This is a genomic window from Pseudomonas sp. B14(2022), assembly GCF_012030485.1.
GTDB lineage: Bacteria > Pseudomonadota > Gammaproteobacteria > Pseudomonadales > Pseudomonadaceae > Aquipseudomonas.
The window spans coordinates 177,403-197,474 of record NZ_JAAUVM010000009.1; the positions used below are offsets into that span (position 1 = coordinate 177,403).

The 20,072-nt window shown below is 60.4% G+C and carries 15 protein-coding genes; 2 read left to right on the forward strand and 13 right to left on the reverse strand.

Annotation, left to right across the window (positions count from 1 at the left end; all coding sequences use genetic code 11):
- Positions 1 to 109: 109 nt before the first annotated feature.
- The 13 genes from HCF10_RS15820 to tssA form a co-directional block, all read right to left on the reverse strand.
- Positions 110 to 418 carry a hypothetical protein gene (locus tag HCF10_RS15820; protein WP_167655915.1) on the reverse strand — a complete coding sequence of 103 codons (309 nt, stop codon included), beginning with the start codon at positions 416 to 418 and terminating at the stop codon, positions 110 to 112.
- Positions 415 to 954, reverse strand: coding sequence for a hypothetical protein (locus tag HCF10_RS15825; RefSeq protein WP_167655916.1), 540 nt, complete (start codon positions 952 to 954; stop codon positions 415 to 417). Before HCF10_RS15825 ends, HCF10_RS15820 begins: the two co-directional genes overlap by 4 nt.
- The gene (locus HCF10_RS15830; protein ID WP_167655917.1) at positions 948 to 5,324 is read right to left on the reverse strand and encodes an RHS repeat-associated core domain-containing protein; all 4,377 of its coding nucleotides are present in this window, start codon (positions 5,322 to 5,324) and stop codon (positions 948 to 950) included. The genes HCF10_RS15825 and HCF10_RS15830 overlap by 7 nt, the downstream gene beginning before the upstream one ends.
- 12 nt (positions 5,325 to 5,336) lie before the next feature.
- A complete protein-coding gene (locus tag HCF10_RS15835; RefSeq protein WP_145337401.1) occupies positions 5,337 to 5,771 on the reverse strand; it encodes a DcrB-related protein in 435 nt (144 codons plus the stop codon).
- 14 nt (positions 5,772 to 5,785) lie between these two features.
- Entirely contained in the window at positions 5,786 to 7,729 is a 1,944-nt protein-coding gene (locus tag HCF10_RS15840; RefSeq protein WP_167655918.1) for a type VI secretion system Vgr family protein, read from the reverse strand.
- 157 nt (positions 7,730 to 7,886) lie between these two features.
- Positions 7,887 to 10,559, reverse strand: a complete 2,673-nt coding sequence (gene tssH, locus HCF10_RS15845) for a type VI secretion system ATPase TssH (protein WP_145337403.1) — start codon at positions 10,557 to 10,559, stop codon at positions 7,887 to 7,889.
- Positions 10,552 to 11,595: a type VI secretion system baseplate subunit TssG gene (gene tssG, locus HCF10_RS15850; protein ID WP_053127603.1), complete on the reverse strand. Its 1,044-nt coding sequence runs from the start codon at positions 11,593 to 11,595 to the stop codon at positions 10,552 to 10,554. Before tssG ends, tssH begins: the two co-directional genes overlap by 8 nt.
- A complete protein-coding gene (gene tssF / locus HCF10_RS15855) occupies positions 11,559 to 13,418 on the reverse strand; it encodes a type VI secretion system baseplate subunit TssF (RefSeq protein WP_065937972.1) in 1,860 nt (619 codons plus the stop codon). The genes tssG and tssF overlap by 37 nt, the downstream gene beginning before the upstream one ends.
- Positions 13,415 to 13,930, reverse strand: coding sequence for a type VI secretion system baseplate subunit TssE (gene tssE / locus HCF10_RS15860; protein ID WP_027608263.1), 516 nt, complete (start codon positions 13,928 to 13,930; stop codon positions 13,415 to 13,417). Before tssE ends, tssF begins: the two co-directional genes overlap by 4 nt.
- A 90-nt stretch (positions 13,931 to 14,020) precedes the next feature.
- On the reverse strand, positions 14,021 to 14,509 hold the full coding sequence (locus HCF10_RS15865; RefSeq protein WP_015886558.1) for an Hcp family type VI secretion system effector: 489 nt from the start codon (positions 14,507 to 14,509) through the stop codon (positions 14,021 to 14,023).
- Between the two features lie 170 nt (positions 14,510 to 14,679).
- Positions 14,680 to 16,176 (reverse strand): type VI secretion system contractile sheath large subunit, encoded by a 1,497-nt coding sequence (gene tssC, locus HCF10_RS15870; protein WP_053127606.1) that lies wholly within the window; start codon positions 16,174 to 16,176, stop codon positions 14,680 to 14,682.
- A 2-nt stretch (positions 16,177 to 16,178) separates the two neighbouring features.
- Positions 16,179 to 16,685: a type VI secretion system contractile sheath small subunit gene (gene tssB, locus HCF10_RS15875; protein ID WP_065926732.1), complete on the reverse strand. Its 507-nt coding sequence runs from the start codon at positions 16,683 to 16,685 to the stop codon at positions 16,179 to 16,181.
- Positions 16,686 to 16,739: 54 nt separating this feature from the next.
- Positions 16,740 to 17,759, reverse strand: coding sequence for a type VI secretion system protein TssA (gene tssA / locus HCF10_RS15880; protein ID WP_167655919.1), 1,020 nt, complete (start codon positions 17,757 to 17,759; stop codon positions 16,740 to 16,742).
- A gap of 394 nt (positions 17,760 to 18,153) precedes the next feature.
- On the opposite strand from tssA, the gene tagH reads away from it, so the two are divergent.
- Both tagH and tssJ read left to right on the forward strand, forming a co-directional pair.
- Positions 18,154 to 19,497 (forward strand): type VI secretion system-associated FHA domain protein TagH, encoded by a 1,344-nt coding sequence (gene tagH, locus HCF10_RS15885; protein ID WP_167655920.1) that lies wholly within the window; start codon positions 18,154 to 18,156, stop codon positions 19,495 to 19,497.
- Between the two features lie 51 nt (positions 19,498 to 19,548).
- Positions 19,549 to 20,058: a type VI secretion system lipoprotein TssJ gene (tssJ, locus tag HCF10_RS15890; RefSeq protein WP_131697666.1), complete on the forward strand. Its 510-nt coding sequence runs from the start codon at positions 19,549 to 19,551 to the stop codon at positions 20,056 to 20,058.
- Positions 20,059 to 20,072 lie beyond the last annotated feature (14 nt).

Genomic DNA, 20,072 nt, shown 5'->3' on the forward strand with positions numbered 1-20,072 from the left:
ACAAACCGCGTGAAGCCTTCGGGAAACCTTTCGATAAAGGGGACGGATGTATTTGATTTTTTTACTTACTTGGCTAGGCGATCCTTAAATGAATCTGTCTCCTTTTTCTTCACCAATCACCTCGCCACTCCTCTGCGTACTCTGAAGTTGGGTCTAGGCCCACGATCTCCCCTATAGCATAAATATGCTCAAGCACAGATTCGCGCTCAACAGTTTCTATTTCGTCCTCGAAGTTGTTGATGTTGAGTATGCACTGTTTGAAGTTTTCCAGAATAACTAGTTGAGTTTCTTTTTCGGGAAGAAGCATTAGGTTATCGATAAGCCTGTCGAAAAGGATCTTTACCTTGGCAGCAAATTTTTCTTCGCCGCCCAGGTTAAGGTGATATGTTTTAAAGTTTTTTAGTTCTTTATTTTTCATATGTTTTTTGCAGAGGGTACTGAGATGCCTTTGAATAAAAATTCCTTTGACTTATCCCAGTTTATTCCGTTATCGAAATAATTTATCAAGCGTTCTCGCAATTTTTCCGGATCACCGACCATGCCAGAAAGCTCATATTTGTATATTGTTTCTAAGTCATCGCTGAGCGTTAGATTATTCTTCAGAACCTTAGCCTCCAACTCGTCAAGAGAGTCGGGTAGTTCGATCAAGTCGGCTCCATAGTTACCGCCAATGATGGCTCTCAGCATTTTTTTTTCCGGAGGGCGTTTATCAATGGTTATCTCATCCGGTGACGGTGTGCTGACAGCTAAACTTTTCAATGCCTTGGTCGAGGTGAAGATAAAGAATAAGGTATTGGCTTTTCCAAGATCCATACCTTTCCATTCATCTTGAGCACATGTTAGATCAAAGAATTGAAGATAGTAGTCTGCACGCATCTGGACAAGAGTGTACAAGTCTTCTTTCAGTTTCAAACTGAACACCTTGCCCTCTTCCCAAGTGATTTTTTTCAACATCTTCCAGGACCTTTAGGTTTGCTAGTGGGCTTTTGAGGCTTAACACCTCTATGTTTATCAGCGGCAGCTAAGTAAATATCCCGCCTTTTGTTTTTCGGACCTACGGGCCTTTGCTTATTGGCGACAGGTCCTTCTTTCAATTTGTCCTCATAAATCCTTTGTTCTAAACCACGTGCAATATCTTTACCTTCTTGTCCGTTTCCTTTGAATACGGCACGCGGTGCTACGTCGAAAATGTCCTTGTTAGGATAACGATAGTTCAACACATCTTGGGCAGAGTGCCCCAGTCCAGGTTTGCTGGCGTAACCCACATAAGGTTTACCGTCTTTTACGCCGACGTAGGTGATGTGGGTCGCTTTCGCTGGGTCACCTGCCCACCCCCACGGGTCAATCCAGCCAATGGGGTTTGGCGCGTACTGGTACAGATTGAGTCCACCCATCAACCCAATCGGATCCGGCGTAGTAAACCGCCCCACATCCGGATCATAAAACCGAAATGTGTTGTAGTGCAGCCCAATCTCCCGATCCAGATACTGCCCCTGGAACCGCAAATTCTGCTCTTCGATAAAGTACGCCTCACGCACTTCTTCGGCCGCATTCCCCCACACCTGATACCGCGCCTGCCACACCGTTTTCCCATCAGCTTCGGTCAGTTGCTCAGGCAATCCGTTCAGGTCGTTGTGGTAATAGCGCACACTTTGATGCTCGCCCGTACCATCCACCCGAGCCAGCGGTGCATAGCCATCTTCTTCATAGATATAGAGGCTGGTTCGGCTGTGCCGATGTTCCTGCAACAGGCGCAACCCCTCCCAATCAAAGCGGGTTTCGCCCAACGGGTAGCCGTTGCTGTCATGTTCGGTTTTAGCGATGCGCCGGCCGAGCGGGTCATAGGTCATGTTCACGACCGTTTCGCGACCATCCTTCTGGCTACGGACTTCGATCAGGCGATGCTCAGCGTCATAGGCGAAATACTGTACGCCACGCGCTGCACTGCGCTTTTCGATCATGCGACCAAAACCATCGTAGCGGTAACGTTTGTCCTGATAGGTCAACAGCTTGTTATGCACCACTAGGCCCGCATTGGCCTGTGGGCCGTCCAGCAGGTTGGCGGCGGCATCGTAGGCGAAGGTTTCGCGCTGACCTTGAATGTTGTCCTGGCTGGCGATGATGCGCCCGGTCGCGTCGTAATGGAGCAGTTGGCGCTGATCCCGACGGTTATCGCGGTCACGCTCCAGACGGCCGATCAGGTTATCGGCCGGGTCATAGTCGAAGTGTTTTTGCTGGGCAGCCGGCAGTTGCGTGGGCTGGCCATTGGGGCGGCGTATCCGTGAGCGCAGGCGGCCGCTGCGGTCGTATTCGCTGCGTGTGGTGATCTGGCCTTGGGTACGCAGAACTTCACGGTGCAGGCGGTCGCGTTCGAAGTCGCAGATGACGCGGCCGTCGAGGTTGATCTGGTGCAGGTGGCCGCTGCCGTAGTAAAGACGGTTGAGCCAGCGGCCGTCGGGCAACTGCGTCTGGATCAGGTTGCCGAGCTCATCGTAGTGGTAGTTCAGGCTGCCAGCGGCGCTTTGTTCGATGAGCAACTGGCTGCGCGCGTCGTAGGCGAAGGCCAGTGCCTGGGTGGTTTCGTCATTGCCGATGAAGGTGACAGCGGTGAGTTGGTCCAACGGGTCGTAGGCGTATTCGGTGCGACCATCATCGGTTTGTTTCAACAGCAAGCGGCCCACTGCATCTCGTTCGAGTCGATGCACAATTGAAGGCTCAGGTGTCTGCCCTGTGGGCACGTACTCAACGGCGGCTACGTTATCCAGAAGGTCATAGGCATAACGTCGGGCGCTGCCGTCGAGGTCTTGTTGCTCCACGAGACGGTCGCACGGGTCCCAGGTAAAACGGTAACTTTCACCATTTTCATTGGTCAGGGTTTGGAGGTGTCCGTAGGCGTCGTAGCGGAACTCAATCTGCCGGCCGTGTGCATCTATTCGTTGGCGCACTTGCCCGCGGCGCCCGTATTGGTAGCGGGTGGTGTGACCCGCTGCATCGGTATAGCCGATCAACAGACCGCTGGTGTCGCGCAGGTACTGTTCGGTGCGACCGTCCGGCATTTCGGTCTGCAACAGCCGGCCTTGGCCGTCGTGTCGATAACGCTGTCGTTCACCCAAGGCGTCGACGACCACCTGCAAATGGCCCTGGCGGTCGTACTCGAACGCTGTGGGATACCCCGAACAATCGATATGCTGGATTAACTGTCCGGTTTCATTCCACCGCAGGGTTTTGCTCTTCCCCGTGGCATCGATGATTTCCACCACCTGACCAAAGGCGTCGTAGCGATAACGTGTGGCATGCCCCAAGGGGTCGATTTCGCTGACGCAATTGCCCCGCTGGTCGTACTGATATTGCCACGCGTGGCCTGCCGCATCGGTCTCCACCAGCGGCAGCGACCAATGCTCCAGCCACAACGTCGACTCGATACGCCCCAACGGATCCTGAGTGCTGCACAGGTTGCCTGACTCGTCGTAGCCGAACTGCCATTTGCCGCCTTGTGGGTCAGTCGCGCTGAGCAACTGACGCTCCTCATTCCATTCGAATTGCCACGTCTTTCCCAGGTTGTCGGTGTACTCAGTGATCTGGTACTGCGAGTTCCAGTGGCGTGTGCTGAGACGCTGCAAGCCATCAGTAATGCGCGTCACTCCGGCCGACAGGTCGTAGTCGAACAGGTATTCGTCACCCTCATCCGTCCAGTGCCGCACCACGCGCCATTCGCTGCCGTCCACGCAGCCCCATTGGTAGTAACAACGCAGCCCGGTGGGCAGTTGATGCTCGACCATGCGCTGGCCGTCGTCATAGGCGAAGCGGCGTTGCACGTTTGCGTCGGTATCGCGTACTTCGGCCAGGTCGCCGCGAGAGTCGTAGCTGTAACTGACAAGGGTTTCCCGGCTGTGATCTGGGTATAGCCGCTCGACTTGCTCCACTCGCGCCGGCCATTGCTGGCTGTAAACAAGTTCGACACGCACATGGTCGAACGTATCTCGTAAGTGGCTCAGCCGACCCTGAATGTCATAGTCGAGGAAGATTCGGTTGTCGTTGCGATCCCCCAATTGGCTAAGGCGCAGGCGTGAGGCGGTGCCTGGCGTTGGTTCGAATAGCCGATAGAGCCCATCAACGCTTTCAATCAGTAGTTGGCCATTGGTATTGCGCCGTACGCTCAAGCCTTCTCCTGCGCTGAATACGGCACCGCCCAGCGGGATGACGCCCATGTCGATCTGTCGCGCTTGCTCATCGGTATAGACCAGCCGTTCCCCACCATCGGGGTGTACGCCAATCTCGACGCAGACCTCGTAGATCACGCTCCAGCTGGCACCGAAGAGACCGTCGCGACGCTCGTCCCGGCTGCTGTAGTAGCGCTGCCACTCGATAGGGAGCAGGCCGGGCAGGGCGAAGTCCAGATCGTCTTCCCCATCAAGAATTTTCGCGCCAGTGGAGCTGTGTACCGGGTTGGGCGAGCCTGCTACTGCAGAGGTAATGGCATTGGTCACTTGGCTGGTGCCCCACGACACCAGTCCACCAACGACCATGCACGGCAGCTTGCTGAAAAACTTGGAGCCGCCGCCACGCAGCATCAACAGTGCGGTCACCGCCAGCCCGACACCGGGTGTTTTGCCACTGCGGATCTCGCGTACCACCACGGGGCTTCCGCCAATACGCACGTTGCTGGAGATCATCCCCGACTCGACAATCGAGGCGTCGCAGGTGCTTCGGTCACCGCTGCGGGCGGCCGGCTGACCGTTGATAGTGACCTTGCTGGAGCCTTCGGCAATAAACTGCGGCGGCATTGGCGGATGCTTGGTGCAAATCACAATATCCAGCGGTTTCGGTACTGCGCCTGGTGCGGGAACCGCCACTGTGGGTCGCCACATCTGCGAGAAGAAACCCTTGGCCATATCAAGGTAGCTAGCCTCTTCGGGGCTACCACCTTCGGCAGGTTGCGAGCTGACCGGGCCGATGGCGCCTGCGGCACGTGCAGAGGGTATGCCGTTGGTAAAGGTGTTGTGGGAGCCAGTGGCGATTGTTGCCATCACCACCGGCGGGAATAACGCATTGCCTATCCAGTCACAAACCTTTGTCAGTCCCTTGTCCGCCCCCGTCTTGCTCATGCCTATGCCGACGATAATTCCCACCACGGCGCCCAGCACAAAGCAGCCTAGCCCGCCGGTTACGACCGTAATACCGGTGGCGGCCACAATCGCAGCAGTGGCAACGGCCGTAATAGCGATGTTGGCCGCAATTTCCAGCACGCCTCCCAGGATGTCGGCCATCGCCGAGGTGTGCAGCAGGCCGTCGCCGAGACGTGCCGCCCAGAGTGCGTCAGACATGGAATAGGGACTTCAAGGCTTGGGATTCAGCTGCAAGGTGCTTTTGATGGTTGCCCAATGGGCGCTTTCAGCATCGCCCAGGGGTTGGGCTTTGACATAACTCAGGGCAAGCATCTGCCGAGTGCCGGGTATCACAAGCGCTAACTGGTATTGATGGATGCGCTCGGTGCCCTTGCTGAACTGGTTATGCACTTCGATGGCGTCTATATCCTGCGCCGCGCCTACACGAAGTGCCTTGGCCGGTTGGTAGCGCAGGTCCTGTACCTGCTTCTCCAGCTTCGCCAGTTGCTCTTCGAAGTTGCTTTGCAGCGTCTCACCATCACCTAGAAGGCTACGGCTGACAATCAACGACGTACCCAGAGCGGCGAACTTCAGGATATTGATGGAAGCATCCTGAACGTCATCGCTGGGCAGCGTGAATTGCAGTTCGTTAAGTTGATAGGTCATGAAACGGAATCTCGTTATTGGCCGGAAGGCGGCTTAGGAAACATGGAATTGACGGCCGCGTCGATTTCACCCTTGACCCCTTGGCCCATGGGGGTGGTGCCGCCTTTGCCACCAATGTTCAAATGCAAATTACCTCCGGTGTTGATCTCCGAGCTGCCTTCGGAATACACATTGATCTGCACACCAGTGAGATTGATCTGGCCGCTGGCGTTGAGCTCCAGCACGCTTTTGCCACAAACCAGGCGCAAGTTTTCGCCCACTTCAATTAGATAGCTCTTGCTGATGGCGTCGGTTTTGCTGAACCCCACCATAAGCATGTCGTCATGCTTGACCGCACGCACGCGGTCGTTGCCAATCGTCACTACCTCGTCATGCCCAATGCTCTTATTGCGGTCATGCCCCACCGAATGGCTCTCATCCACCTCCACCACAACGTCCTGGTTACGCTCGGCATGGATATACAACTGCTCCAACCCCTTCTTGTCCTCCATGCGGATTTCATTGAAGTTGGCCGGCGTGCCGCCCTTGCTCGAGCGACTCTTCATGCCGCTCTGGGTTGCGTTTTCCGGCAGGTCGTACGGTACCGTCTGCTCGGCGTTGTACACCCGTCCCGTGATGATCGGGCGGTCCGGATCACCTTCAAGAAAGCTCACAATCACTTCCTGGCCAATCCGTGGAATCTGCATCGAGCCCCAGTTCTTGCCGGCCCAGGATTGCGACACGCGGATCCAGCACGAGCTGTTTTCGTTGGATTGGTCGTGGCGGTCCCAGTAGAAGTGCACCTTCACGCGGCCGTATTGGTCGGTCCAGATTTCCTCGCCTTTGGGACCGACCACCAGCGCGGTTTGCGGGCCTTTGACGATGGGCCGGTGGGTGGTGGCGAGCGGGCGGAAGCTTTGCTGGGCGTCAATGCAGGTCAGGCTGCTTTCGAACTGCGCCGAGCCTGAGCCACCACCGCTTTCCAGGCTTTCCTGAACGATGTAGTAGCGGCAGCCGACGATCAGGTATTCGCGGTTCTGGTCCTGGCGGCTGAAGCCGGTGAGGCTGAACAGATGGCCGGAGCCGAGGCCGCGGGCGTTGCCGCTGAACTCGATCTGCTCATGCAGGGTTTGCAGGGCTTCGATGCGGGTGCGCGCGTAGTGTTCGCCGTCGGCGCTTTGCACGTAGGTGCCGGGGTAGTCGTACAGCGGGTAGTCGCCGGCGGTGTGCGGGCGCGGCATGGCCGAACGCACGTCGATGCTGGCGCTGGGGCGCTGGAAGTCGTAGTCGTTAAGCTCCAGCGAACCCGGCTGAACCTCCTGCGCCAGGTGCCAGTTGTGCATGTGGTCGCGTTCGCGCTGCTGCTCGTCCTTGGGGTAATACGGAATCGACGCATAACCCGGCACCGTGGTGTGGGCGCCATAGGCGTCGGCCAGCACCAGCACATGACGGTCCTGTTCATGGCGGAAGAAGTAGTAGATGCCTTCCTGTTCCATCAAACGGCTGACGAAATCGAAGCTGGTCTCGCGGTACTGCACGCAGTATTCCCACTCGCGATACGGCCGGCTCAGGGCGTCTTCGAAGTCGGAGAACCCCAGGTCTCGGAACACCTGCTTGATGATCTGCGGGATGCTCAGGTTCTGGAAAATCCGGCAGTCGGACGTACGGCTCAGCAGCCACAGCCAGGGGCGCAGCGTCACTTGGTAACTGGCGAACTGGCCCTGGTCGATGTTCTGGCTGCAGCGCGCGACGATGCCGTGGAAATGCCGCTCGCCGCCGTCCGCCAGCTGCAGGCCCACGCTCATCGGCTTGCCCAGCAACTGGTTGAGGTCGATGTTGGCGTCCAGGGACGTCAGTTGCAGCTCATAGTTGAACAGGCGGCCCAGCTCTTCGCCGCCGCCCATTTCATTGAGCAGCAGCACATCCGGCCCTAGAGGGCTGGTGATCTTGGCCAGGCGTGAGGCTTGGTTGAATAGCATCGGTTAACCCGTAAATTGCGTAATAGCTGAAGAAACCGGCTGCAAATGTGGGAGGGGGCTTGCCCCCGATAGCAGTGTGTCAGGTGATGTATCAGGCGACTGATTCACCGCCATCGGGGGCAAGCCCCCTCCCACATTTAGATTGTGTTTCTTCAGGTCAATCGTTGAACTGGTAGTGCAGCTCATTATCCCGGCTACTGATCCGCACACCCGCCAATGCCTTGCCTTCGAGCATGCGCGTGAGGAATTCACGGCTCATGTCCGGCAGCAGGCTGTTGGTGAGAATGGTGTCGATCATGCGCCCGCCGCTTTCGGTCTCGGTGCAGCGCGAGACGATCAGGTCGACCACCGCGTCGTCGTAGTCGAAGGCGACCTTGTGCGTATTCTCCACGCGCTTCTTGATGCGGTTGAGTTGCAGGCGGGTGATCGCCTTGAGCATCTCGTCGCTCAGCGGGTAGTACGGAATGGTCACCAGGCGGCCGAGCAAGGCGGGAGGGAAGATCTCCAGCAATGGCTGGCGCAGGGCCTTGGCGATTTCTTCCGGCTCGGGAATGTTCGCCGGGTCTTTGCAGACCCGGGAAATCAGCTCGGTACCGGCGTTGGTGGTCAGCAGGATCAAGGTGTTCTTGAAGTCGATCACCCGGCCTTCACCGTCTTCCATCACGCCCTTGTCGAACACCTGGAAGAAGATCTCGTGCACGTCCGGGTGGGCTTTTTCCACCTCGTCCAGCAGCACCACGCTGTAGGGCTTGCGCCGCACCGCTTCGGTCAGCACGCCGCCTTCGCCGTAGCCGATGTAGCCCGGAGGCGCGCCCTTGAGGGTCGACACCGTGTGGGCTTCCTGGAACTCGCTCATGTTGATGGTGATCACGTTCTGCTCACCGCCGTACATGGCTTCGGCCAGGGCCAGGGCGGTTTCGGTCTTGCCCACGCCGGAGGTGCCGGCCAGCATGAACACGCCAATCGGCTTGCTCGGGTTGTCGAGGCCGGCGCGGGAGGTCTGGATGCGCTTGGCGATCATCTGCAAGGCGTGGTCCTGGCCGATGATGCGTTTTTTCAGGTGCTGGTCGAGGTTGAGCACGGTTTCCAGTTCGTTGCGGGCCATGCGGCCCACCGGGATACCGGTCCAGTCGGCGACCACCGAGGCCACGGCCTGGTAATCCACGGTCGGCAGGATCAACGGGGTTTCGCCTTGCAGCGCAGTGAGGCGTTGTTGCAGGTCGACCAGTTGCGCACGCAATTGATCGCTCTCGTTGTTACCTGCATCGCTGTCCACAACCCCGGCTTTTTCGCGCAGGGTGGCACGGGTGGCGAGCAACTCATCCACCAGGGTTTTCTCTTCGGCCCAGCGGCTTTCCAGGGTCGCCAGGCGCTCACGCTCGGCGCTTAACAGGGCTTCGCTGTTGCTCTGGCGCGCGCCAATGGCAATACCGATCGCATGCTCGCGGGCGATGATTTGCAGCTCGGTTTCCAGGGCTTCGATGCGGCGGCGGCTGTCGTCCACTTCGGCCGGCACCGCGTGCAGGCTGATGGCGACGCGGGCGCAGGCGGTGTCCAGCAGGCTCACGGATTTATCCGGCAACTGGCGCGCCGGGATATAGCGATGGGACAGTTTCACCGACGCTTCCAGGGCTTCGTCGAGGATCTGCACCTGGTGGTGTTTCTCCATGGTCGAGGCCACGCCGCGCATCATCAACAGCGCTTTGTCTTCCGACGGCTCGGCCACTTGTACCACCTGGAAGCGGCGGGTCAGGGCCGGGTCTTTCTCGATGTGCTTTTTGTACTCGGCCCAGGTCGTCGCGGCCACGGTACGCAGGGTGCCACGGGCCAGGGCAGGTTTGAGCAGGTTGGCCGCATCACCGGTACCGGCAGCGCCACCGGCACCCACCAGGGTGTGGGCTTCGTCGATAAACAGAATGATCGGCTTGGGCGAGGCCTGGACGTCTTCGATGACCTGGCGCAGGCGCTGTTCGAACTCGCCTTTCATGCTCGCGCCGGCTTGCAGCAGGCCGACATCAAGGCTGCGCAGTTCCACGTCTTTGAGCGCCGGCGGCACATCACCGGCGACGATGCGCAGGGCGAAACCTTCGACCACGGCGGTCTTGCCCACACCGGCCTCACCGGTGAGGATCGGGTTGTTCTGGCGGCGGCGCATGAGGATGTCCACCAGCTGGCGGATCTCTTCGTCACGGCCCACGATCGGATCGAGCTTGCCGCTGCGCGCTTGTTCGGTCAGATCGACGGTGAAACGCTTGAGCGCCTCCTGCTTGCCCATCGCACTCGGTGCCATGGCGCCGCTGGCCTCACCCGGCACCGCGCCGGCATTGAAACCGTCGCTGGCAGTCAGGGCGTTTTCCGGCGAGTCGCCGACGTATTCGTCAAAACGCTCGCTCAGGGCTTCGGCCTTGATCTTGTCGAACTCCGAGGATAACCCCAGCAGCGCATGGCGCAGGCTTGGCGTCTTGAGGATGCCCAGCACCAGGTAACCGGTGCGCACCTGGCTTTCGCCGAACATCAGGCTGCCGTACACCCAGCCGCGTTCCACGGCTTCTTCCACGTGGGACGACAAGTCGGTGATCGACGTCGAGCCACGCGGCAGGCGGTCCAGGGCTTCGGTGAGGTCACGGGCCAGGCGCGCCGGCTCGACGTTGAACTGGCGGATGATGCGGTGCAGGTCCGAGTCCTGCAGTTGGAGCAACTGGTGAAACCAGTGGGCCAGTTCCACGTACGGGTTGCCCCGCAGCTTGCAGAACACGGTGGCGGCTTCGATGGCCTTGTAGGCCACGCTGTTGAGTTTGCCGAACAGTGCGGCGCGACTGATTTCACCCATGCTCTGGATTCCTTGAGGTGGTGGCTTGATCGGCGTAATGCCGGGCCAGGATTAGGTCGTTGGCATCAACCGCAGGGCAGCCGAGCCAGGTATTAAAGCCCAGGCGGAACTGGCCATTGAGTTGCAGCGCCGGTACTTCGGGTTGTTGCAGAACCAGGTTCAAGTCCCAGTCCAATTCATGGCCCAGGTACTCGGCCACCCACGCCACCAGCTCGTTGAACGGCTGGCTGCCGGGCAGCATGCCCATGTAGTCGTCCAGCTTGAGCGGGCCCAGGCGGATGCGGAATTTATGCTGGCGGTCCCACACGTGGCTGCCCAGGCAGAAGTCCACGCCCAGCTGGTTGGCGCTCACGCCCACGCGGCTGCGCTCGGGCAGTTCCAGCCATTGGCCGACGTATTCTTCGATCTCCACCGGCAGGCCGAAATACTCGCCGAGGATCGCCTTTAAACCGTCCGGGTAGCGGGTTTGCGCCGACAGGTGGCCGCTGTAGTGCAGCTTCGCCGTGTCGGGTATCAATCCCTGGTTAAGCAGGCTCGGCATGCCCCGGCCACTCAAGGCGGCGAGGCGTGCAGACCAGTAGTCATCGTCCGGGCGGTCGTGGCTGACCGTCGGCCGCGCCTCGGCCCAGGCCCGGTAAAACAGGCTCAGCAGACGGTGGTGGAACACGTCCAGGAACTGCTTGCTGGTACTGTCGGCGTTGTTGCGCTGACGCTCGCGTACGTACTCGGTGATATGCAGCGGCAACGGACCGTTGGGGCCACCAAGGCCGAAGAAGAACTGTTCCAGCCGCGCCGGTTTGCCGTCGCCGCCGGGATCGACCGAGGCCAGGGTCGCCGGGGCGAAGGTGCAATCGGCCTGTTGCCCCAGGCGCAACGGGTCATCCGCCAAACGCAGGGAATGGCCCAGGCGCGGCAGCTCGGGCGATTCGCACTCGATACGCCGCAACGCCTGGAAGAAATCGTATTCCCAGGGCTCCTGATGCATCGCATCCAACGTACTCACAGGGTCGGACGACGCCCGGGCTTGGCTTTCCATCGCATGATCTCGCCGCGTTCGGTGGTACGGATCACCGTCTCGGTAAAACTGTTGATCGACACGTAGCGTGCCAGGAAGCGTTCCAGCACCGCACCAAGCAGGAACACGCCGGTGCCGCGAAACGCGTTTTCATCGAACTCCAAGGTAATTTCCAGGCCGCGACCAAACACAATCGGGCCGGGCATCGGCAGGCGCCGGGTGACGGCCTTGCTGCTGACGTCGCGCAAGCCTTCGATCTGCAATTGCAGCGCCGCGTCATTACTGTCGCCATACAGACGCAGCAGTTCGCGCAATGCCGCCGCGCCCTGGCCTTGTTCACTCAGGGACAAATAGTTGAGCGACAACTGGCTGATCAGGCGCCAGGCCTTGGCGTCATGGGCATGGCTGGCGCGTGGGCGGCTTGGCCCGGCGACGCAACGCACGGATAACACCGGCGCGCTGTCGGCCAGGGTGAAGTCGGTCTTGCCGTTGCCCACGCTCATGAACAACGGCAGGTCGCGGTTGGTGCACAGCGCGGTCACGCCGAGTTGGCGCAGGTCGTGGCGATACGGCGCCTGGCGGCTGTCGACCAGGCTGACAAAGGTTTCGCTGCCCACATAGGTGGAACGCGGGCCGTTGCGGCGCTGGTCGCTGGACAGCACCCGTGGCTCGCGGCGCACGGTGTAGTACGCCTGGTCGCGGCCATAACGGGATGGATCGCGTACCGCGTAGAACGGCAAAAATGGCTGCTCTGGCCCGGTGCCGTGGCCGGTGATGCCGCTCAGCGAGTGAATCTCGAAATCCATTGGCCGTGTGCGGTCGGCGATCACATGGTGTTCGTTGACCCGATCGGACAAGTGGATGCGGTCCACGCGCTTCGGGAACAGGTTGATCGCCGGGGTGCAGAACGGCAAAAACTGCGCTGCGCCGACGCTGCCTTCCAGGCTCGGCTCGTGACGGTCGAACAGCACGATCAGCTCCAGCTCCTGGCCGTCGCAACGCTTGACCGCACGGCTCAGCTCGGCGAATTCGACGAACAGGAAGCGGTGGGGCAGGGCGAAGTATTCCTGCAACAGGCGATAGCCCTGGAAGGCTCGCGCGACGACCGGCATGGCCGCATCGGCGTCGTCGAAACCCCGCGAGCGCAGCGCATCCTGCGGCAGGCGCTCGACCCAATCGCCACCGGGCTTGCGCGCAAACACCGCGCAGGCGTTGCCCAGTAGTTGTTCGTAGAGGCGGAACGGCTGCTCGTCGGCACCGCTGAGGTACAGCGGCAGGTTGTCCAGGTCGAGGCTGTTGAACGGCAATTCGGCGCCGGTGCGCAGGGTCAGGCGCAGGCCGGCCTTGGCTTTCGGCTCACTGGCGGCCAGGCGCCCGAGCACGGCTGCGGGGTTGCCGAAGTACTCGGCGTTGCTGACCTGCAACGGCCACAGCGTCACCGGGTGCGCGGTGCGGTACTCGCAGCAGGTCTGGGTTTCGCGGCCCAGGGCGGCGCGCAACACGGTGTCGCGCGGCAGCGGGAAGCCGCTGGCCAGGGAACCTTCGTCGGGGTCGGTGTGCAATTGCACCACGGTCATCGACGGCGTCGGCGCCAGGTAGTGCGGGTAGGCGATTTCCAGCAGGTTGTGGGTGAAGGTCGGGTACTCGGCGTCGAGTTTGAGCTGCACGCGGGCCGTGAGGTAGGCAAAGCCTTCGAGCAGGCGTTCGACGTACGGGTCGGCGCAGTCCATACCGGACAGGGTCAGCCGACTGGCGATCTTCGGGTATTCCTTGGCGAACTCCGCAGCGCTTTCGCGCACGTGGTGCAGTTCCTGGTTGTACAGCTCCAGCAGGCGCGGGTTCATGGGCGCCTCCGCTGGTCGGCATTCACCACGCGCACATGGCCGGATTCCAGGTCGAGGTCGGTTTGCAGCAACAGGCGCAAGGGCACCGGCTGCGCCCACAGGTCGCCTTCGATCTCGAAACTCAGCGCGTTGTGATTCATCTCGCCATGGCCGACGCGGGCCTTCACCCGCAGGGTATGGCGCAGGATGCGTGGTTCAAAAGTGGCAATCGCCTGGTAGATCAGGGCTTCCAGGGCCTTGATGTCGACGCTGGAAACGCTGTTGCCCGCCAGCGCCGGCAGGCCGTAATTGACCACCGAGGTGCCTGCCTGTGTGTGCAGCGTGGCATCGGCATCGAGCAACGACGTGGTATTGAGCAGCCACGCCAGGTCGCGCAGCACCGAGGCTTTCAATTGGGTCAGGGACAGCACGCGTTTATCGGCGCTTTCCTTGGGATTGGTCGGGTCGTCGTCGGTCAACCGGTCCAGCAGGGACGGTTGCAGACGGTCGCGGGAAGCGATTTCAGTTACCACCAAAGCAGCTCCACGGACGGGTTGCGAGAGGAACAAAAGGCTGCACTTGAGACCGTAGTGCCGTGGCGCAGGGCCACGGCCCCAGGGCTATCAGCGCTTGGTGTTGGACCGGATGTTCCAGCCAAACTTGATCGCGCCGCCGTCTTTGGTGCCGTCGGCTTTCTGCGGCTGGTAGTCGACCATCACTTGGGCGAAGTTCAGGGTGACGTTTTCAGTCAGGCGGTCATCGCCGCCCGAACCGCCGGTGCTCAGGGACGTTACCAGCACTTCTTCCAGGTTGATCACCATGTACTCGACCTGGCTTTCGCCACCGGCCTTGCGCACGGTCAGCTTGACCTTGTCGATGTGCTTGCCGCTGGCGCAGTGCATCATCAGGTTCGGCGAGGCCTTGTCGACGTACTTGGTCAGCGACAGGTCCTGGATATTCACCTTGCCCGCGCCGCCGCCACCGCCCACGTGCATGTTGCCGGACTGGGCCATGCCCCAGCTCCAGTTCAGCACGTCGATTTCGTCCTTGTGGGCTTTGTCCATGGACTCGCCCTTGATGTCGCCGATCTTGATGAAAATATCAACAGCCATGTTTTCTCCCTGTGTGGCTCTTGCCACTGAATTTGAGTGACTCCAAATGGGCAGTGCTTTTGTGTGGGAGGGGGCTTGCCTCCGATGCAGGCACCTCGGTGTGTCAGTCACACCCCAGTGATGCTATCGGGGGCAAGCCCCTCCCACAGAAGAGCCAGCTCATCCGTGGGTTAGGCGCTTTTCGCCGAAGGCAGCTTCGATACCAGGCGCAGCGACACGGTCAGCCCTTCGAGCTGGTAGTGCGGGCGCAGGTAGAACTTGGAGTTGTAGTACCCCGGGTTGCCTTCGACGTCCTCCACAATCACCTCGGCGGCAGCCAACGGGTGCTGGGCCTTGGTGGTTTCGGTGGAGTGCGCCGGGTCACCGTCGACGTAGTTGAGGATCCAGTCCTGCAACCAGCGCTGCATCTCGTCCTTCTCTTTGAAGGAGCCGATCTTGTCGCGCACGATGCACTTCAAGTAGTGAGCGAAACGGCAGGTGGCGAACAGGTACGGCAGGCGCGCGGCCAGGTTGGCGTTGGCGGTGGCGTCCGGGTCATCGTATTCGGCCGGTTTCTGCAACGACTGGGCGCCGATGAACGCGGCGAAGTCGGTGTTTTTCTTGTGCAGCAGCGGCATGAAACCGTTCTTCGCCAGCTCCGCTTCACGGCGGTCGCTGATGGCGATTTCGGTCGGGCACTTCATGTCCACGCCACCGTCATCGGTAGGGAACGTGTGGGCCGGCAGGTTTTCCACTTCACCGCCGGATTCCACGCCACGGATGCGTGAGCACCAGCCGTAGTGCTTGAACGAACGGTTGATGTTCACTGCCATTGCATAGGCCGCGTTGGCCCAGGTGTACTTGGAGCTGTCGGCGCCGTCGGTGTTTTCTTCGAAGGCGAAGGCTTCCACCGGGTCGGTCTTGGCGCCATAGGGCAGGCGCGCCAGGAAGCGCGGCATGGTCAGGCCGATGTAGCGCGAGTCTTCCGATTCACGCAGCGAGCGCCAGCCGGCGTATTCCGGGGTGGTGAAGATCTTGGTCAGGTCGCGCGGGTTCGACAGTTCCTGCCACGAGCCCATGCCCATCACGGTCGGCGACGCCGCAGCAATGAATGGGGCGTGCATGGCGGCGCAGACTTTCGACAGCTCGCCCAGCAGTTCCACGTCCGGTGGCGACTGGTCGAAGTAGTAGTCGCCCACCAGGCAACCATACGGTTCGCCGCCGAACTGGCCGTACTCTTCTTCGTACATCTTCTTGAAGATCGGGCTCTGGTCCCACGCGGTGCCCTTGAATTTCTTCAGAGTCTTGTGCAGGTCCGGCTTGGAGATGTTGAGCACGCGAATCTTCAGCTGCTCATCGCTCTCGGTGTTATTGACCAGGTAGTGCAGGCCACGCCAGGCGCTTTCCAGCTGCTGGAAATCCTTGTGGTGGATGATCTGGTTGACCTGGGCGGTGAGCTTGGCGTCGATGGCGGCGATGATCGATTCGATCGACTTGATCGCGTCGTTGGACACCAGGTCGGTTTGCGCCAGGGCCTGTTCGGCCAAGGTGCGCACGGCGGTTTCCACGGCTTCGCGGGCACGCTCGGTCTTGGGCTTGAATTCCTGCATCAACAAGGATGCGAACTCGCTGGTTTCCTCGGTTGCACCCAGGCTCTGGGCGCCTTCGCGGGCGGTATTGTCAGTCATGATTACTGGTCCCCTGCAGGCTTAGGCGCGCTGGCAAGTGCCTGGAGCAGTGCCGGGTCCTTGATCGCCTTCATGATGATTTCTTCAGCGCCAGTCTTGCCGTCCATGTAGGTCAGCAGGTTGGCCAGTTGGGTGCGGGCTTCGAGCAGTTGCTTGAGCGAGTCGACCTTGCGGGCCACGGCGGCCGGGCTGAAGTCGTCCATGCTTTCGAAGGTGATGTCCAGGCTCAGGTTGCCTTCGCCGGTCAACTCGTTGGGTACGTGGAACGCCACGCGCGGCTGCATGGCCTTGAGGCGCGAGTCGAAGTTGTCGACGTCCACTTCAAGGAACTTGCGGTCGGCCACCGGCAGAAGAGGCTCGGCAGGCTTGCCGGCGAGGTCGGCCATCACACCCATCACGAAGGGCAGCTGGACCTTTTTCTCGGCGCCGTAGAGCTCGACGTCGTACTCGATCTGCACTCGAGGCGCGCGGTTGCGCGCGATGAATTTCTGAGAACTTTGCTTCGCCACGTTGCTGCTCCTGGTCGCTTGAGCGACGGTGTTGTTACTGCACAGTCGGGCGGTTTACTCGCCGTCCGGGCCGCGCAGGTTTTCAAATTGGGACATGCCATCGGGAATCAGGTTGCGCACGATGGCCGCGAAGTCGGCGTGCACCAGATGCTTGGCCCGGTTCAGCAACACCGGCAGCGGGCTCGAAGGCTCGTGCCGGGTGTAATACGCAAGGATCTTGTCGAGGCTGCGCAGCACGTCATCACGGTTGGTGATGTCGCCGGTGGCGCGAGGTGCGGCGGGGGCAGCGGCGAAGTCGACCGAGGGGGCATTGTCGTCACTGACGGCCTCGGGTTCGCTGCTGGTATCGCTGTTCGGAACACACTGGCTGAGCACCTGCAGCGCTTGCTTGAGCGGTTGCTTCAACAGGCTCAGGTCCACGCCTTGGGCGGAGCCCACTTGGTCGCTGACTTGCTGTTCGATGGCTTCGCAGGCAGCGCGCGCGGTGCTCAAGGCGTCGCGGGTGGCTTGCAGTTGTTCGGGGTCGCTGTCGAGGAACGCGGCGTTGAGCTGCTGGGCGCCGAGCTGTTCGTCGGGGAAACTCATCAGGCCGCTGGCATTCAACGCGGCGCGCAGGCTCACAGGGCCGAAGGTGCGCGAGCGCGTGAGAATGCTCTCGCGCAGCAGACGAATGGTCCCATCGCTGGTCAGGCCGGAGAGGGCGTTGATACGGACGGTGGGGTCGTTATCGTCGTCGGCATCCAGGCGCGGGTGCAGGTCGGCCCAGTATTCGCGCAGCAGCGCGTTGATCAGCGTAAGGACGTTTGCCAGCCCGGCCACACCCTGGAGGGCGAGGGAACTTTGCAGCAGGAAATGGGTGATGCGCAGGTCTTTGCTGCGCTGCAGCAAATCGAGGCTCTGCTGCTGGATGCCGCGCCATTCCGGCGGCTCGGCGGGCAGGATCGAATCGCCCATGCTGCGCTCGGGTTGGCCCTTGGCATCACGCTCCAGTTGGAGAAAATCCGCGTCATATTCCATGTCTTCGCCACAGGGCGAAGTTGCGGAAACGGCGGTGAGCAGCAACGGCACATCCACTGAAATTGATCTCCCTATCAGCCCGTTAGATAACGGGCAATGCATGCATTAGTTGCGCAAGGAACTTTGCATGTTTTCTTGGTCATATAGGCAAGATGCCACTAATGCGCCATCACTGGTATTCAAGAAGTTGTGCATTTTTGGTGTAGTACTTATGCCTTGTCAAGGTAAGCTATTCGCTCTCTGTGACAGATGTGCGGTGCTTAACAACCTGTGCGACTGCTGGGTCGAACGGCGCACCGGTATAGGATTTTTGTCATGGAGCCCAGTTAAGATCAGCGATCATGCTGGCATCAGCAGGTTTTGGACGGTCGATTACACGACCCGATGGGGATCTCCCGGGAATCGTTGTCCCTGGGGTCGACTGCGCGCGAAGTATCAGCAAGGAGGCAAGATGTCGCTGTGTTTGACTATCACTAGTTATCACAAGATTACCCCCGGGCAGTGCTCGGAAAAGTCCATGAATCAGGGCTCGATGGCTATCGGCCGCAGCTCGGATAATGACTGGGTATTGCCTGATCCTGAGCGGTTGGTTTCTTCGCAACACTGCGTTATTCAATACAAAGATGGCCGTTATTATTTAACCGATAACAGTACAAATGGTGTGGAGTTGGTTAACGCCGGTATTCGTATGCGTCGAGGTAACAGCGAACCCTTGCAAGACGGTGAGCTGATCCGCATCGGCGATTACGAGATCCAGGCGCGTATCGACTTCAACATGCAGGCTGTCGACAGCCAGCCATTCGCCGGTGATTCACCGAACAGTTTTGAAGCCCTGATGGGGGCCGTGGCGAGCAAACCCGCGCCAACGCCGGTGATCGCTCCGCAGTTCCAAGGCGCTTCGTCGATGGACACGCTGCCGGACCTGTTCGACTTCCTCAGCCCCACCGCCGTGCCGCCGCCCACTGTGGCTGACCACGTTCCCAGCGAACAACACGACTTCCGCCCGCCCACGCCAGTGGCGGTGCCCGTGGTTGAGAAACCGGTGGTCTCGGGCTCGGTGATTCCCGAAGACTGGGACCTGTTTGGCGACACGCCGGCGCCGATGGCCAGTGCGCCGCCAATGCCAACGCCACCTGCCCCTGCACCCGTACCGATCATCCAGCCGCCACCCGTGGTCGAGCCAGCGCTCCCCGTGGCAGACAGCCAACAACCCGACCTCTTGCAAGCCTTCCTGCGCGGTGCCGGCCTGGACCAGTTACGCCTGGACAAGGCCCAGGCTGAGGCGCAAATGGAAAACATCGGCCGCAGCTATCGCCTGATGGTCGAAGGCCTGATCGACGTGTTGCGTGCCCGCGCCAGCCTCAAGGGTGAGTTCCGCATGCAGCAGACGATGATCCAGCCTGCTGAAAACAATCCGTTGAAATTCGCACCGAATGCCGACGAAGCGTTACTGCTTTTGCTTCGCCACGGCAACCAGGCGTTTATGGCACCGGACCTCGCCGTGCGCGACAGTTTTGATGATCTGCGTGCCCACCAACTGGCGGTGATGGCCGGCGTGGAAGCGGCGATCAAGCACCTGCTCACGCGCTTTGAACCGGCACAACTGGAAGAGCGCATGGGCAAGCCCGGCGGGCTGTCGAACCTGTTCGCCGGCTCGCGCCAGGCCCAGTACTGGCAGCAGTTCACCGAGCTTTACAGCAATATTTCCCGCGAGGCCCAGGAAGATTTCCAGGACCTGTTCGGCCGCGAATTCAGCCGGGCCTATGAAGAACACAGCGCACGACAGCGCCGTTGACACGCAACACATGGATTAACGGATAGCTCAGTACGTCATTGAGGACGCAGGATGATTCCCAGGTTTTTACTCGCAGCCGCCACCGCGCTGCTGCTGACCGCGTGTAGCAAGGACGCGGCCAAACCCGAAGCAGCCGCTGAGGCTGAAGCGGACACCGCCGCCGTCGAGTTGCATTTCCACGCCATTGCCGGGCTTAACCCCGGCGCCAACGGCCAGGCCGCCCCGGTGCGGGTGCGCATTTTCGAACTGAAGAACGCCGCCACCTTCGCCCGCTCCGATTACTTCGCCCTGGCCGACCGTGCGCAATCGACCCTCGGCCTGGACCTGCTGGACCAGGACGAAGTCATGGTGCAACCCGGCCAGCAACTGAGCATCCAGCGCGACCTCGACCCCTCCACACGCCAGATCGGCTTGCTGGTGGGTTATCGCGAGCTGGACCGCGCGCAATGGCGCACGGTGATCAACGTGCCGGCGCGCCAATACACCGAATACCAGATCAGCCTCGATGTACGTGCCGTGCGCGCCGACGTCGTGGTCACCCCATCCAGCCCTGCCCAATAAGAAGCAATCGGAGC